Origin of the sequence: Corynebacterium macginleyi (assembly GCF_003688935.1) — a bacterium.
GTDB classification, from domain to species: domain Bacteria; phylum Actinomycetota; class Actinomycetes; order Mycobacteriales; family Mycobacteriaceae; genus Corynebacterium; species Corynebacterium macginleyi.
In genome coordinates this window covers 1-15,339 of the sequence record NZ_REGE01000019.1, presented here as the reverse complement: position 1 = coordinate 15,339, position 15,339 = coordinate 1, and the positions used below count along the sequence as shown (strand labels likewise).

Annotated in this window: 12 protein-coding genes, 3 tRNA genes and 2 pseudogenes; 8 read left to right on the top strand and 9 right to left on the bottom strand. The window is 56.5% G+C overall.

Annotated elements, in window-relative coordinates:
- The first annotated feature begins 294 nt into the window (after positions 1–294).
- Positions 295–507 carry a hypothetical protein gene (locus D9V82_RS12735; protein ID WP_234456891.1) on the top strand — a complete coding sequence of 71 codons (213 nt, stop codon included), beginning with the start codon at positions 295–297 and terminating at the stop codon, positions 505–507.
- A 98-nt stretch (positions 508–605) separates the two neighbouring features.
- Positions 606–806 (top strand): hypothetical protein, encoded by a 201-nt coding sequence (locus tag D9V82_RS12730; RefSeq protein WP_234456892.1) that lies wholly within the window; start codon positions 606–608, stop codon positions 804–806.
- A gap of 174 nt (positions 807–980) precedes the next feature.
- On the opposite strand, the gene D9V82_RS10040 is transcribed toward D9V82_RS12730, so the two are convergent.
- The 7 genes from D9V82_RS10040 to D9V82_RS10010 are packed head-to-tail and all read right to left on the bottom strand — an operon-like array spanning position 981 to position 10,615.
- On the bottom strand, positions 981–2,492 hold the full coding sequence (locus tag D9V82_RS10040; protein ID WP_121912245.1) for a choice-of-anchor M domain-containing protein: 1,512 nt from the start codon (positions 2,490–2,492) through the stop codon (positions 981–983).
- Entirely contained in the window at positions 2,489–3,409 is a 921-nt protein-coding gene (locus tag D9V82_RS10035) for an anchored repeat-type ABC transporter permease subunit (RefSeq protein ID WP_121912244.1), read from the bottom strand. The genes D9V82_RS10040 and D9V82_RS10035 overlap by 4 nt, the downstream gene beginning before the upstream one ends.
- Positions 3,406–4,134, bottom strand: a complete 729-nt coding sequence (locus D9V82_RS10030; RefSeq protein ID WP_183129466.1) for an anchored repeat-type ABC transporter ATP-binding subunit — start codon at positions 4,132–4,134, stop codon at positions 3,406–3,408. Before D9V82_RS10030 ends, D9V82_RS10035 begins: the two co-directional genes overlap by 4 nt.
- Positions 4,127–5,017, bottom strand: coding sequence for a choice-of-anchor M domain-containing protein (locus D9V82_RS10025; RefSeq protein WP_167449789.1), 891 nt, complete (start codon positions 5,015–5,017; stop codon positions 4,127–4,129). The genes D9V82_RS10030 and D9V82_RS10025 overlap by 8 nt, the downstream gene beginning before the upstream one ends.
- On the bottom strand, positions 5,010–6,515 hold the full coding sequence (locus tag D9V82_RS10020; RefSeq protein ID WP_121912241.1) for an anchored repeat ABC transporter, substrate-binding protein: 1,506 nt from the start codon (positions 6,513–6,515) through the stop codon (positions 5,010–5,012). The genes D9V82_RS10025 and D9V82_RS10020 overlap by 8 nt, the downstream gene beginning before the upstream one ends.
- The gene (locus D9V82_RS10015; RefSeq protein WP_121912240.1) at positions 6,515–8,107 is read right to left on the bottom strand and encodes a choice-of-anchor M domain-containing protein; all 1,593 of its coding nucleotides are present in this window, start codon (positions 8,105–8,107) and stop codon (positions 6,515–6,517) included. The genes D9V82_RS10020 and D9V82_RS10015 overlap by 1 nt, the downstream gene beginning before the upstream one ends.
- Positions 8,108–8,164: 57 nt before the next feature.
- Positions 8,165–10,615, bottom strand: coding sequence for a choice-of-anchor M domain-containing protein (locus D9V82_RS10010; protein WP_239088583.1), 2,451 nt, complete (start codon positions 10,613–10,615; stop codon positions 8,165–8,167).
- 233 nt (positions 10,616–10,848) lie between these two features.
- Between D9V82_RS10010 and gltX the strand changes: the two genes are divergently transcribed.
- From gltX to D9V82_RS09990, 4 genes are all read left to right on the top strand, one after another.
- On the top strand, positions 10,849–12,342 hold the full coding sequence (gltX, locus tag D9V82_RS10005) for a glutamate--tRNA ligase (protein WP_183122529.1): 1,494 nt from the start codon (positions 10,849–10,851) through the stop codon (positions 12,340–12,342).
- 221 nt (positions 12,343–12,563) lie between these two features.
- Positions 12,564–12,635 (top strand) — tRNA-Gln (locus D9V82_RS10000).
- A gap of 37 nt (positions 12,636–12,672) precedes the next feature.
- A tRNA-Glu gene (locus D9V82_RS09995) sits at positions 12,673–12,745 on the top strand.
- Between the two features lie 224 nt (positions 12,746–12,969).
- Positions 12,970–13,042, top strand: a tRNA-Glu gene (locus tag D9V82_RS09990).
- Between the two features lie 339 nt (positions 13,043–13,381).
- Here the strand turns inward: D9V82_RS09990 and D9V82_RS13135 are convergent.
- Both D9V82_RS13135 and D9V82_RS09980 read right to left on the bottom strand, forming a co-directional pair.
- Positions 13,382–13,502 (bottom strand): annotated as a pseudogene (locus D9V82_RS13135) (transposase-like zinc-binding domain-containing protein); the annotation flags it as partial.
- Positions 13,503–13,556: 54 nt separating this feature from the next.
- Positions 13,557–13,786: pseudogene (locus D9V82_RS09980) on the bottom strand (IS256 family transposase); the annotation flags it as partial.
- On the opposite strand from D9V82_RS09980, the gene D9V82_RS12280 reads away from it, so the two are divergent.
- Together D9V82_RS12280 and D9V82_RS09975 are read left to right on the top strand one after the other, a co-directional pair.
- On the top strand, positions 13,763–14,074 hold the full coding sequence (locus D9V82_RS12280; RefSeq protein WP_167449788.1) for a hypothetical protein: 312 nt from the start codon (positions 13,763–13,765) through the stop codon (positions 14,072–14,074). The pseudogene D9V82_RS09980 and the gene D9V82_RS12280 sit on opposite strands and share 24 nt — an antisense overlap.
- A 119-nt stretch (positions 14,075–14,193) precedes the next feature.
- A complete protein-coding gene (locus D9V82_RS09975) occupies positions 14,194–15,075 on the top strand; it encodes an LAPAL motif-containing putative phage structural protein (protein ID WP_121912239.1) in 882 nt (293 codons plus the stop codon).
- The last annotated feature ends 264 nt before the right edge of the window (positions 15,076–15,339 follow it).

Below are 15,339 nucleotides of genomic sequence, written 5' to 3'. Positions count from 1 at the left end.
TATCAGAGTGGCTAAAGTCACCAAAGTCTTCCTTCGATTTGCCTATTTCTTGACCTCGCTCCTGGGGGTAGGTGCAGTCTTAGGTGTGCCGGCCACGGCGCAGGAAGCAAAAGGTGCAGGATCACCGGTAAAACCGACTCACCCGGCACCTGGACATTCGGATAATTACAGCATCGATCTTGCTCCGGCCATTGCACCGGGAACTGTGGAGTCGCTCGAGATAGAACACGAAGGAAAGCAGCGCCGATACCTCGTGCGTCTTTCGAATCACTACTCACCCGAAAAGCATGCCCGGTGCTTTTTGGATTTTGCGGTGAGGGAGATTCCCCGGAAAATTTCTCTAGTTACGCACGAACGGAAAACACTTCAGCCACCGATGAGGCCATCATCATTGACCCGGAGGGCTACGAACGCGCTTGGGAAGCAGCTCCATATGCCAAAACCCTTGGCGGCGAAGATATCCGCCTCATCAAGCGCATCTTGGATGCGGTGGATGCGGAACATTAAGTGGACCGTAACCGCGTTTTCGCCATCGGAATGTCCAATGGTGGGGGTTTTACCTCCGTATTGGGCTGTCCGCTCAAGATACGTCTGCTACGGTTGCCATGGTCTCTGGAGCTTTTTATAACCCCGTTGAAACCAACTGCGGCGATGCGCCAATGCATACACTCATCATGCACGGCACCCGCGATCAGATGATGACCTATGAAGGCGGCTTCCGGCACGAAGCTGGTTATCTTCCCGTGCACACCGTCTTGGGAGGGTATCGCAACCGCAATCGCTGCGATATGACCTTCCAAACCTAGGCGGATGTTGGAGGAGCCGAGCGCCTGGACTTCAACGGTTGCCACAAGAATGCGGAATTGATCAAGGTACCTGCTGAACACACGTGGTTTTGGCAGCCAGATACCCCGGACGCGGTGCGGGACTTCCTTACCACCAAGACATGCGTGTAGCCGCAGGCAGTACTTTTAGGTCTTCTAGTCCACGCGTGGGATCTGCGTTGTTGCATCATCTGCCTGCGGTGGCCCAGGCTGTTCTGGGTGCTCAGTCTGTTCTCCAGCTAGCTTTTTCTTGCGGAAGAACTGCACATATATCAACAGGCCAATTCCTAGCACGAGGGCGAATGCGCCAAGCCCTGCCAAGATGCCCGCCCAAAAGCTGCTCATGGCCAGTGAGGCGGTGTAGGCGGCACCGGCAAGCGCTTCATCATTCTCATTCTTGCCACCAACAGACGCGTTGGGTGCAGGAGCTGAACTGTGCTTTTCGGACTTCGCTTCTTTAGATTTGCTGTCCTTAGACTTGTTGCTCTTGGACTGCGGGGAGGACTTGCCCGCGGATTTCTGGCCAGAACTTCCGCCGGACGTGGAGTGCGCAGCCTTAGAACCGGAGTGAGAGCCGCTGCTTGCCGATGTTCCCTTCGATGAGCCCCCACCCGAATTGCGCGACGCAGCACCAGAGCCTGCCCCAGAACCGTGGGCTTGGTTAGTCTTGTTTTGGCCAGAACCGCGAGCAGAGCCCTTGGTGGAACCGGTCTGCGACCCAGGCTTGGAGCCTTGGTTGGCCCCTTGCTTCGAACCAGAATTTTTCTCCGCAGCCTTTCCACCGGAGCCTCCGGATCCGCTGGACTGGCCCTGCTTTGCAGGCGTATCGCCGGATTGATCCTTGCAGTCTTTCTCCTTCTTTTTATCGCCCGCGATGGCTTTATCTACTCCCTTGATGTCCTTGGCCGGCTGATTCGGGCGGGAGGTACCATCGGAAGGGACGCTTACCTCGGCATCATCGGACTCGTCGTAGTCCACGCCGCACAGCTCAGCTGCATCCGCGTCATCGCCCACGAGGAATCCGGCGTGCAGGTAGTGGCGGGAGCCATCGGGAAGCTCAAAGGTAAAGCTCACGGCGTAGGTGCCTGGCTTGGTAAAAGCGAAGGCAAGATGGGCGTGGAATTTGCCCGGATAGTTCCAGGCAGTGCCGTCCTTGGTGTCCATCCGAACCTTGAGATCGCCGATGCCCTCGTTTTGGAAGGCCACGATGCGCCCATCCTCTGGGCCAGACGCGATGGCCATGCTTAAGGTCGCGGTCTGCTTCGAGCCGAGGTATTCCTCGGAGAGTTCTTGGGTATTAAAGCCCAACCACGGAACATCCTCAATCTGGGTTTGCGGGAGCACCCATCCCTCGTCGGGCAGGGAAGGGATCTCGAGATCAGAAAGATGCTGCTTGTTTTTCTCCGCTACCTCTACCGCGAATTCTTCCGAGCGGTATTCCTCATCTTTTTGGTCGTCTTTGACCACAAAGCTGATATTCCCACCTTCATCCTTCATCGCCATGTCTTGGTGGCCTTCGGTGACGCGGACAAAGCCCTCGCCACTGCAGGTCTCTGCGGCATGCGCGGTGGCCATAATGGAAGAGGGTAGACCCACACCGGTGAGGGTTCCCACGCTGAGGAATCCGGCGGTGCCTAGGGCAAGAGCGGTACGGCACAAAGGTTTCATGATTCGATGGTTTCCTTTCGTGGGGTGTTCTCGGAGGCGTTGGCAGGCACGCGAGGAGAAGAGTGGCCCGGATTGCGGCGAGAGCGCAGGAAGGGGTGCAGGGCCCAGACAATGAGGAAGAGCACCGTGAGCGTGAGCACGATGGTGGCGCCCGCGGGAAGATCGATGGCCCAAGCTAAGTAGATGCCGAAGAAGCTGCAGACGGCGCCGATGATGGCCGAGAGGAACATCATCGTGGTGAGGTTGGCCGTCAGCAGGCGCGCCGTGGCCGCCGGGGTAATCAGCAGGGAAAGGACCAAAATATTGCCAATGGTGCTTACTGAAATGACTACCGCGGCGGTCGCACACAGGTAGAGGATAATATCCAGGGCAAAGACCGGCAGGCCCATGGCGCGTGCGGTCTCTCGGTCCAAGCAGGTGGTATTGAGCTGGGGGCTAAAAGCCACGACCACGGCTAGGACCACTAGGCCGACGCTCGCGGCGACGGTGATATCTGTGCGTGATACGCCCGTTAGTGACCCGAAGAGGAAGCTAGTCAGCGAGGCACTATAGCCGTCCGTGCGCGAGATGATCACCATGCCTAAGGCGAAGGCGGCGGCAAAAAAGATGCCGATGATGGAATCGGCGCGCACGTGGTTGCGTTGCGAAAACGCAGCGATAAGCACTGCGACGACCGCGCCGGCAACTGCCCCGCCCAAGAGGACTGAGGTCTGCAGGGCAAACGCGATGGCCAGGCCTGGGAACACGGCGTGCGAGACGGCATCGCCAATAAAGGCCATGCCACGTAGCACCACATAGCAGCCGACGACCCCACACACGATGGCGGCGATGAGCGAAATGCCTACCGCCCGGGCGAGGAAATCGAGGTGGGGATTGGTTAAATCCCTCAGGAAGTCGATAAATGAGATATCAATCATGCAGACACTCCAATTGCAGCGAGCAACGGGGACGAGGCACTGACGCCAAACGCGCGGGTCCACGGATCTTTCTCGGCCAAAAGCTCCGCGGCGGGACCGTCTGCAATGACCGTGCGATTAAATAGCACCAGGCGCTTGCAGGTGTGCGCCGCCTCAGACAAGTTATGGGTAGACATCACGATCGATTTTCCTTGCGCCGCAAGCTCGGCGAAAAGCTCCAAAAGGACCTCGGTATTCGGGGCATCGAGCCCGGTAAAAGGTTCATCGAGCAGCAAGACCTCCGGCTGAATGGCTAGGGCGCGGGCGAGCAGTACGCGCTGGCGCTGGCCACCAGAAAGCTCCTCGATGGGCCGGGAGGCAAATTCCTCCATATGCACCAAGCGCAGCGCCTCCGCAGCGGCGGCATGATCCTTTTTCTTAGGGCGCTTGAACCACCCGATGAGTCCGGTACGCCCGCTGAGCACGGTGCGGTACACGTTGATGGGAAAGCCCCATTCCACCTCGTGGCGTTGGGGAACATAGCCCACAGAGCCGGTGACGGTGCACGTGCCAGAGGAGGGGATTAGACCCAAAATGGCGCGCATCAGCGTGGTCTTGCCCGCGCCGTTGGGGCCTAAAAGCCCAATGAATTCACCGGTACCTACCTCGAGGTTGGCATCTTCGATCACGGTGCGGCCAGATAGCGCTACCTGCAATCCGCGCACCTGAATGCACGGCTTAGCCATGGCCATCGCCTCGCTTGCGGGATTTTACGAGCACGGCAACACCGGCGATCAGCACGATAATTCCGCCGCCGACCAAGACATAAATCCATAGCGGCAGGGAAGACCCCTCGGTCGTGGCGTCTGCTGGGTTCCACTCCGCATCCTGGGCGGCCTGGACATCGGCGCCATCGCCCACGGCGAAGGTCAGCACGCCATCGGTACTAAACTCCTCGCCGTTTGTGGTCTTACCCTTGATCCGGAGACCCACCTGGTGGGTGCCAGGTTCCGTAAAAGTCCAGTTGGCGTGAGTGTGTGTATTGAGGTCTACCCAGAACTCAGACTCGCCTTTTTCTGCCGTAGACCACAGCAGCTGAGGTGCTTCAAAGCCGCCGTTTTGCAAAAAGAGGGAAAAGTCCCCTGGGCCGGAGTGGCCGAGAAATTCCATGGTGACGCCGCGATCGGCGTTATCGACAAGCGAAGGCGCCTGGGTGTTCCACCCCAGCCAGGGAACGCCGACCTGCTCAGTCTGCGGGACAACCCAAACATCCTCGCCGGATTGGGCGCCCACAAAGCTAAAATCATCGGTATCCGGCAGCGTTTGCTGGGCCGCATCGCCCACCGAGAATACCAGGTCATCAAGGTGGCGCCACACCGGGGAATCGCCTGCATCATCGCGAGCCAATAGCTCGGCGTCAGAGCCATTGAGCAGCGTGCCGATATCAACGTGGCCCGCATCGATGACCTTTTCTTCGCCCTTGGGCGCGACGGTTTCATCCGCGCCGACCACTTGCGCGAGGTCGCCGGCCCATGCCGGCGTTGCGGATACGGCCAAGCCGGCGGTGACGATGCAGGCTGCCGTGCGAGTGGCCGCGCGGCTAACGGTCCGAGAGGAAAGGTTAAGCATGGTTATCTCCATTCGAAGGATGTAGGCAACGCTGCAGCGAGTCAGCATTGAATTTCATGAGATCGATATAAGTAGGCACGGCATCATCAAGCGTGTCGCCGTAAATGGGGCACAGCTCCACGTTTTGCTGCGCGGCTGCCTGCTTCAGTGTGCTGGCGCTGGCTTGTTCCACCGGCTCCACAAAGACTGCGGGAAGGCGCAGGTTCTCCAGAGTGCGGCGCAGGGCGATGACCTCCCGTGGCGAAGGCTCAACGGCGGGATTGGGCGTCACGAACCCCGCCACCGACAGGCCATAGCCTTGCTCTAAGTAGGCGTAGCCGTGGTGGGTGGTGACCAAGTGCCGATTGCTTTGCGGGATGGAAGAGATCGCGCGGTCCATGTACTCGTCAAGTTCGCGCAGTTCTGCGATATAAGCTTCGGCGCGGGCCCGGTAATTGGCGCCGTGTGACGGATCCGCATTCGCCATTTCTTCAGCAATGACATCGACATAGGCAATGGCATTGTCCACGTTGTGCCACAAGTGTGGATCCACCTCGCCGTGAATGTGTTTGCCCAAGACCGCCTGGGGGAGCAGGTATGTATCCGCACCGGGCGTGCCCAAGAAGCGGTATGCGGGATCCGGTGGAATGGGCTGCAAAACCGAAGAGGGGACCGCTACCGCGGTATGTGCGGGATCAAAATGCTGGTCTTGATCGCGCAGATCAATAGATCCCTTTGCCACGTCAGCGGCAATATCCACGTGGCCGGAATCAATGACCTCCTTATCCTCTGGTGGGTTTACACCTACCGCGACGGTTAGGTGTTCTACCTCCGTGCCATCTGCCTGAAAGCCCAGCTTATAGATGCCCGGCTCCGAAAATCCCCACGAGAGGTGCGTGTGAGCATTTGCCGGGAGGGTGACCACATCATCGCCAGTATCGATGCCATCGGCGCTATTGAACAGCACTTCCGGCGTACCGAAGGTGGAGACCACGTAGGCTGCGACATCGCCTGGACCCTCGGCAGAGACCATGCGGAAATCCACACCGGAGTTGCGCTGCTCGGCACCGCTGATGCGCAGGCCCAACCAGATGGCATCCAGGGAGACATCTTCTACCAACGGCACGAGGGTAGCGCCGCGGGTGGAGGCGGAGTCAGCGACTTCGACCACGGACGCATCCGTGGACTCGTGCAGGGTATCTATCAGCGATTGCGGTTCCAAGAGGAATCCATTACTCAAGGCCAAATCCGCATTGGCCACGTTGCGCACCGTGCGCAACGTGGGCTCGAAGGTGTGCGGATCCTTTCCACTTGGGATAAGCCCGGTGACTGAGGCATCCTCGCCTGCGACGTGGCGAGCCATATCCGCCAGAATGGGCGTCGTGGCGACCACGCTGAAGCGATCTGAGGTATCCACCGCCGCCGAGGTCGTGCAGCCTGCCGCAAGGAGGGAGACGCTACAGAGCGCCCCGACGGTCTGTAGCCAGCGCGGTACGAAACGGTAGTGGGGTACTGGCATTAATTCTTTGCCCTCGCGACAGCGAGCCGTGCGATGCCCAGGCCAAGGAACAGCATGCCCAGACCGAGCACGCCAATACCGAGCGGCATGGTGGGGGTCCCAGTGTTGGCGAGAGCCGCATTGCCACCTTTTCCGGATGCGTTCGCACCGGAACCGGCGGCGCCATTCTGGCCAGCGCCGGAGCCATTAGAGCCCGCGCCGGCTGCAGCGCCAACACCACAGTCGCCGCCATCCGGGTTCACTTCCGCGCCCAGGTCAAAGTGACCGTTATCGAAGGCGCCATCTGGCTTGCCACCGCCGACAACAAAGTGCAGCGTTGCCTGTCCAGCTACTTGCTTGCCGGCAGCGGTCTGGGCCACCTGGCGGATCGTAACGTCATAGGTGCCCTGCTTTTCGAAGACCCAGTTAGGGTGCACGTGAGTATTTGGGGCGATATTGTAGCTGCCTTCCACAGCGCCGTTCGCGCCGCGGAACCATTCATCGCCGACGATCTTGCCCAGGCCACCCTGGCTGTAGACCATCATGGCGCCAGGGCCCTTCATATCGATGAGCTCCCAAGTAACGTCGCCTGGAATGTGTTCACGCATGGAGGGGCTTTGGGTATTTGCACCAAGCCACGGCACTCCATCGACCTGGGTAGAACCGATCATCCATGCTTGGCCGGCCGATACGGGGCCAACATTTTCTGGCAGTTCGACGCTGGAATTATCGGAGAGGTAAAAAGTTGCGCCATCGGCATCGCGCCACTGCGGTGGCGAGACCGTATCGTCTTTAATCTGAGGGATGATTCCCGGCCGGCACTGAGGATCCGTGGACTGTCCACCGCTTGCAACTTTGCTTTCTTGGACGCCCTCGGAATTGCTACGTCCAGCGTCATTGCCGGAGTTATCTGCATCGCCAGAACCGCCCGCAGAGCGGTGACCCGAGACTGCCTCTCCGCCCTCGCCCACCTGCCAGGTGTAGGTCACTGCGTTACTGGTTTGGCCATTAGAGGAGGCTTGAACGGTCATCTTATAGGTACCGGCCTCACTAAAGGACCAGTTGATGTGGCGGTGCGCAGGCTGCGGCTGGTTAATAACCTCGCCGCTGGTGAGCTCCATCGAACCGGAATTGGTCACGGCACCGACGTTGCCGAACCCAGAGGTTTCAAAGACATAGACTGAGCCTGGTCCGGAGATATTGGTGAATTCGAAATCAATGTTGGTAAATCCGCCATCGCGTGCTGGCTGAGTATCCCAGCCCGGCCAGATGATATTTGGGTCTTGGGTTTGGGGCAGGAAGTACGTGGATTCACCAATCTCGGGAACGCTCTCGGTGGCATCGGACCATGCCAATTCCACGACTTGGAGCAGCACGTCATCGCCCGGGCGCTGGACGTGTGAGCCAGTGACATCTTCCTGCATAGATAGGTGTAGCTGGCCATCAGGTGCCGTGACGTAGAACATGTCGATATGGCCAGAATCAAAGACCTCATCGAAGGCCAAGGCCGGTGTGACCGGAACGAAAAACGCGATGAGAGCAGTAATCACCGCCGCGATGATGCGGCTACCAGGCCGGTGAGCTCTGGTGCGCGAAATGGTGTTGGTATCCATGGTTGAATTTCCTTTAAATCGCCAAGGGGTGGGGTTCCCTGAGCCGTGGATTAGTAGTTAGATGCGCCAGCCAAAGCGCTCACGAATGAGATCTTGGTTGTCGCGGAAGAAGTTGTAGAAGGCCTTGAAGGTGATGCCGAGGACCGCAGGCAAGAGCAGGACCCAAGGATTAAACGATGACCCCGCAGGCGGAGACGGCTTAGATGGCTCGGGCGGCTTCGAAGGCTTAGACGGTTTCGAGGGGTCCGATGGTTTGGGTGGCTTTACCCAGTCCGAAGCCTTTTCTGACGGCGTCTCGGAAGGCTTCTCCGATGGGGCATTGGATGGCGCAGCCTTAGAACAAGACTTCACCGCGTCATCACCGATGGCAAAGGTCAACGTCTGTGGCTTAGATGCAAGTTCTTTGCCATCGTTGGTAGTTGCCGTATAAGTTGCCTCAAACGTGTAGATACCCGGCTTGCTAAAAGCCCAATGGGTATGCCTATGCGATGCGAAAGAGGTTTCGATGGTGTGATCGTTTTCCGCGGAATTGGCAAGGACATCGTACCCGACGCCCCTGGCCCTGTCGATATATGCGCCCCACTCACCGCCCTCGGGCGTGTGCGTGGGCTGGAGGTTCAAATTGACCGTGCCATCTTTTATTGTGGAGTAATCCAGTTTTTCGGTGTTATACCCCGGCCAGATGATGCCTTGGTGCTGCGTCTGCGGCAAGTGGTAGAAGCGGTCACCGATATTGCCAAGGAAATCGAATTTTTTATCACCCAGCTGCTTGGAGCGGGGAGTGAGCGCGTTTTTGTGCACGCCAAGTACCACGTCATCCAGCGAGCGGTCTATCGACTTCTTATCCACCTGTCCTGTGTCATCGCGCAAGACGGTGCGGAAACCATCCTCGGTAGGAAGCGCCTTGATATCGACGTGCCCGCGGTCGAGTACGTGCTTTTCGCTGCAGCGCTGAGCTTCCTTGTCCTGTGGCGGTTGAGATGGGGCGGGCATATCGCTGGGCGCAGTCTGTTCGCTTGGGGTAGCGGAGGCTTCATCTGCGCTGGTAGAAAGCTCGTCTTTTACTTCGTAGTTTTCATCGAATTTATAAGACTCGGTAAGCACCGTGCTGCCATGTCCTGCCTTAACGGTGGAATGCGGCAGCACCTTGACTTTGCCAAAATAACCAGGGAAGAGCTCACCATTAGTAAAAGTAGCTTCTCCGTGCCCCTTGGTAATCGGGGCCTCCACCGGCACTGTGGCTTCCTCGTCATTCTTGTCGGTGTAGAGACCACCAGTCATCACGCCGCTGAAGTTGTTATCCTCCATGTCGATGGTGACTTTGGTTCCTTCTTCACCCTGTTTGTGCATCCGCACCGTATAGCCTGTTTCTTGCAGCGTTACCTCTTCGGTGGGGGCCAACTGGCGTGGGTTCTCGGTTTCTTCCCATGCCTCTGCGGCAGCCGAAGAATCGGTGTGGAGAGAAGAGCCTGGGGTAAATTTCACCTGCTGCGAGATCCAGCGTGGCGCTTCGCCTTCTGGGGTAAAGACGGCCTGGATTATAGACTCTTCTGGGCCCATGTACTCTTCCCACTCGGCGTGACCGTCGGTGACGGGCAAATCGGTGAGGAAGTAGCCATCAATAAGCATCGTAAGCGTGCCGGATGCCCTGTTTTCCGCATCGAAGGAAATGGCGGTGAGCTTATCGTCGCCGTCCTTTTCCAGGTTTTGCTTTTTGTCCATGCTCAGGCTGTATCCAGCAGCTGCGGCATCGCCGGAGGAGGAGTTATCGAAGCGCTCCTTAAGGCTTGGAGTCTTTTCGTCCTTTGGCTTTTGCCCGCCTACTTGGTAGCTGGTGGTCTGCGGCTTACCAGCCACGAGTTGCCTATCCTCTGTGCGCGCAGTGGTGCGAAAGGTCAATCGGTATCGTCCAGGCTTGGTGAAGAGCGTGAAGTTGTGGGTGTGGCTACCACTTTCGAGAAATGCAGAGTGCGGAGAGCCCTCGAATGAGCCCAGCATGCGATTGAGATCGATGCCGTCTTTATCGTCTTTATTGGTAAAAAACTCCACGTCACCTGGACCATCCAGGCTTAAAAGATCGAGGAAGGCGATGTTGTTGCGAAAGTTTTTCGTGGGAAGCCCCTTCGAACCGAAACCGATCCAGATGGGTCCCTGATTAGCGGAGGCGTGCCACGGGGCCGTGTAGTACGTAGTACCTGTGGGACCAATGTAATCCTGCGTGCCGTTTTCTGGCAGGGAATACATAAAGTTCTGGTGGCGCTTACCGTCCTCGTCTTCGCGGGTATAGCCTTTGCCTATCCAGGCAACCGTGTCATCGATAAGCAGAGTTTGGCCGGAAAATTCGGACCGCAGCAGGAAGTTGTCTCCTTCCCAAAAACTTTTGGGGGAATCGACATGGGTTTGGGTTGCGATGTGTTTGCCATCGTCAGGGCCGGCGTAGGCGGTAGCCGGGGCGATCAGCGCGATCGTGCTGAGTGCGGCCATGAAGCGGATACGAGGAGAAGCCACCAGCGCGTTACCTTTCTGCAGTTGGCAGTAGTCTACCTCGAAACTATAGAAAACGATTCCCAATACTGTATAATCATTTGAAAACCATTCCCTTTTACCTGTGGGTTTATGGTACAACTCGTTATCATCTACCCCTTTTTGTGTGTAATAAAGTAAAGGGGGAGGCACTTTTGGGCGTTAGAGTGAGGTACTGGTTTGGACTGGTGCGGACTGCGTCCTGTGGCTCCACTACGATGGTGGCCATGACTGAAGTTCGCGTTAGATTTTGCCCTTCTCCCACTGGTACCCCGCACGTTGGTATGGTGCGCACGGCCCTGTTTAACTGGGCCTATGCCCGCCACACGGGCGGAAAGTTGATATTCCGAATCGAAGATACCGATGCGGCTCGTGACTCGGAAGAGTCCTATCAAGCCATCATTGATTCTTTGACCTGGCTCGGATTGAGCTGGGACGAGGGAGTCAATGTGGGCGGCCCGCATGAACCGTACCGGCAGTCTCAGCGGATGGACATTTACAAAGATGTGCTTAATAAGCTTATCGATGCCGGATATGTCTACCCCGCCTACTCCACCGCTGAGGAAGTAGAGGAGCGGCACAAGGCTGCCGGGCGCGATCCCAAGCTGGGTTATGATAACTACGACCGCGACTTGAGTCAGGAACAGATCGATGCCTTCGAGGCTGAAGGACGCAAGCCGGTATGGCGTTTGCGTATGCCTGATAAGGATTGGGCCTGGACCGACCTTGTGCGCGGCGAGATGGCCTTCAAGTCCGCAACGCAGCCTGACTACGTGGTGGCGCGTTCTAACGGCGCTCCGCTGTATACCCTGGTCAACCCAGTGGATGACGCGCTCATGCGCATTACTCACGTGTTGCGCGGCGAGGATCTGCTCTCGTCCACCCCGCGCCAGCTGGCCATGTATGAGGTGCTGAAAGAAATCGGCATCGCGGAATTTACCCCGGAGTTTGGTCACCTTCCCTTTGTGATGGGCGAAGGGAAGAAGAAGTTGTCCAAGCGTGATCCGCAGTCGAATCTTTTCAACCATCGCGATAGCGGCATCATCCCGGAGGGCATGCTCAACTACTTGTCGCTGTTGGGCTGGTCCCTGTCTGCGGATCAGGACATTTTCAGTATGGATGATCTCATTGAGAACTTCGATGTCAGCGATGTTTTGGGCAATCCCGCCCGCTTTGACCAGAAGAAACTCGAGGCTATAAACGCCGACCACATTCGCTTGCTCGAACCCGAGGAGTTTGCATTCCGTCTGCGCAATTATCTGACGGAATACACGGATTTCCCGGCGGATTATGATTGCGAAAAGTTCGCTTTCGCCGCCGACCTAGTGCAAACGCGCATTAAGACGCTTGCCGATGCTTACGGGCTACTCAGCTTCCTTATTGTTCCCGATTCCGAGTTCACCCTGGACGAGAAGGCGGCTAAGAAGAACCTGAAGGACGATGCCGTTCAGCCGCTTGAGGTAGGCCTTGACACCCTTGAAGCAGTAGAGGAGTGGAAGACTGAGGCTATTGAAACCGCGCTATCTAAGGCGCTCATTGAGGATCTAGAGCTCAAGCCGCGCAAGGCCTATGGCGCGCTGCGTGTAGCAATCTCCGGTTTGCAGGTTTCACCGCCACTCTTTGAGTCCATGGAGCTTCTGGGTAAAGAATCCACCTTGGCGCGCTTGCGCGCCGCTCGCGAGGTTACGCCGTACGTTCCTGCTGCCGAGTGATATCGGCATCGTCAGAAGTGTGGCGAGGATAGCTTGTTAAAGCGGCGGATGATTCTTGGCTTACACAGATGTCATTCGCCGCTTTATTTTATCCCGAAGAAACGTAAAAAATACCTTTTATGCTGGCGATTTGGTGTGTGGGGTAACGATCACTATAGTTGTTACACGTTGCAGCAAGGAATTCTAGCTTATTACAGCGCGGTTCTAAGCGTGTAATTAAATGGCCTATGGTGTAATTGGCAACACAGCGGTTTCTGGTACCGCCATTCTAGGTTCGAGTCCTGGTAGGCCAGCAGTGAAAATGCTTTAAAGCAGGCTCACGAGTTCTATGCCCCGTTCGTCTAGCGGCCTAGGACGCCGGCCTCTCACGCCGGTAACACGGGTTCAAATCCCGTACGGGGTACAAAGATAAAAATTCCTCCAACATAGTGGTTGGAGGAATTTTTGCATGTGCGAACGTGGCTCAATCGGAACCTAAGTGGGTCTTAACCGGGGGAATTTCCGGAGCGAATTCCCGTACTACCTGCTGATTTGTATTGTGTTTACCCATCGTTTACTGTTTAACAAGTCCGCAGCAAGCGAATCTAAGGTAAAACAGCTTTTTATTTGCCTGCTACGTGCGAACAAGCCCCGTTCGTCTAGCGGCCTAGGACGCCGGCCTCTCACGCCGGTAACACGGGTTCAAATCCCGTACGGGGTACAAATAAAATGATTTCTCTAGCCATAGCGGTTGGAGAAATTTTTCGTATGTGCACTCGCGGCTTAATCGGGGCCTGAGTGGGTCTTAACGGGTGGGATAAACGAGAAAACGTGTTGTTTTCCGGTGTTTCGTGTTGAAAGACATTTTGTGTTGGTGGACAGCGTGGTTTAGGGCACGTGACCTTTGCGTATTCCCATAGAGTGGTTGTAGGCACTGTCGAAAGTTGCTGGTGGACCGTATTCACGGCCGCCGGTGGCTTGTGTTTCTTGGCTGGCTAGCGTGTGCGCTTTAGCTCGTGGGTCTGCCCCCTGATGCGTCCACTTTCCTGGGTCAGCCTCTAGCGCGAGTGACAGTGGCTTTACAGGCATTCCATCGCCATCGCTGGCGGATTGGTGCCTGTAGTCCCGTTTTTCGTGCACGCCCCGCTACAGACGGGACATCGAGGATGATTCCTACTGATCCATTCATCGTGAAGCTCAGCGAGCGTGTCAAGTTGTTTGTGTGTGGGGTCGGATTATAGGTACCTGTCGAAGCGGTCAGGAAAGGCCACGGCCATGTGGTTGATGGCTTGTTTCCAGCCGGATACTCGCGCTCCTTCCACGAGCCTGCTGGCTGTAGCCGAGGCCCGTTTGCCTTGTTTCGCCCTCTTGGCAGCTCTTCTGTCTTCAATATTGCAAATCATCAACCACAGCGCCTTCATGCGGAATCATCATTAGTAAATTGGACCCGATTACGCGTGGCTTTGTAGCGCGGGTAACAGCCGAGGTTGAGGGTCGAGAGCTGGCTTCTTTTTGCAGCGGCATCATCGAGTATCTGTTCCTGTGGGCCATGAACGATGAGCGGTCGGCGATGGAAGGCCGCAAGGGGCTCAAAGAGCATGGGGTGCAAAGTCCCGAAGCCTTGTTGACGTTCCCGTACGACCCAGCTGGGGTTGCTGACGGCGAACTGGAATTGTGGCGATCGGAACTGGGGCGTAACTATCTGCATTGGCTGATTCAGAATGCTTTGGCAGCGGTGTGGGAGGGGGGATAGGTTGTCGGCATGGCAGGTGACGGGGTTCGCGGCGGTGAGGGGGTGGCTGACGGGCTTGATTGATCATGAATAATTGTGCGCACAGCTCGGCCCAAGCGTGCACCCGTTAATATATCTCCATGTCTGAAGAGTCTTTCCTGCTGAAGTACGACGGTGCACGTTTGCAGTCTGGGCCGATGTCGGTCGCAGAGATCGGTCCCGTCTTCCTGGCGTTGGACGAACTCGTTAAGGCTATCTACCGCAACGTTGATCCACTGTCCGCTGAAGTGCCTGAGCTGCAGATCGTTGGAGTCGAGCAAGGCTCGTATTCGGTCTTCTTTGATGTTGGAAGTCAGGCTCTCGATGGGGTTCTGAACTGGGCTTCGGACCCGAAAGCCAACACTGCACTCACCCTTGCGGGTGGTGTTGTGACTGTCAAAGAAATCATCGGATGGGCTATGAAGGCAATGTCAAACAAAGTCGCGATGCAGGAACAAACAGAAGTTCCCTATCCAGATCTTCTTGAGAACTTGCAACTTGAAAGGCTAACTGATGCGCTCTTAGCAAAGTCTCGGGGGCGCAAGAATGTTGCAGCGATCGTAAAGCCGGTTCTCGAACTAGGGATTGAAACAGTCGAACTGGCCAGTTCCCGCAGCGTTGAAGTGCACATCAACGAAGAAGAGGCACGGAGAATGGTCAACTACGCGGAGACGCTTTCAGAGCCAACAGTTCAAGTTGCGACCGTCTCGGCTCGCTTTGCCACGGCAAATCTCATTGAGCCTCTTAAGCGCAAATGGCGAATTGAGACTGAAGAGTTTGGAACGATATCCATTCGTCTGCTTGACGAAGAGTTTGCAGCTCTCGTTAGTTTGGGCGAAGCGAACCTTGCGCAGACGTATGACATGCGGATCCGTGTAGAGACTCAGGTCGGACCGGACGATGAAGAGAAGTCGAGCTATGAGCTGTTGACCGTATATACAGGTGATGGTGAAACTGGCGAACAGATGGAGTTGGAACTCTAGGCCCACGGTTAAGTGTAGGAGAGCCCTCTTTCTGATTGGCCTGAAAGATATCCCAAGTTTTTACACAACAACTAGTTCGCTTGGGAGTCACAGTTATGTTTGAATTGATTCATGAATCAGGAAATTGGCAACAATACTGAGGTTACCCTCGTTTAGTGGACACCCTATTAGTACGGATCTTGTGTCCGTAGGAGAGGATGTTCATTGTGAGTTCGTCAAGGAAGAAGTACACCCCGGAGTACCGGCGTGAAGCCGCGAATCTGG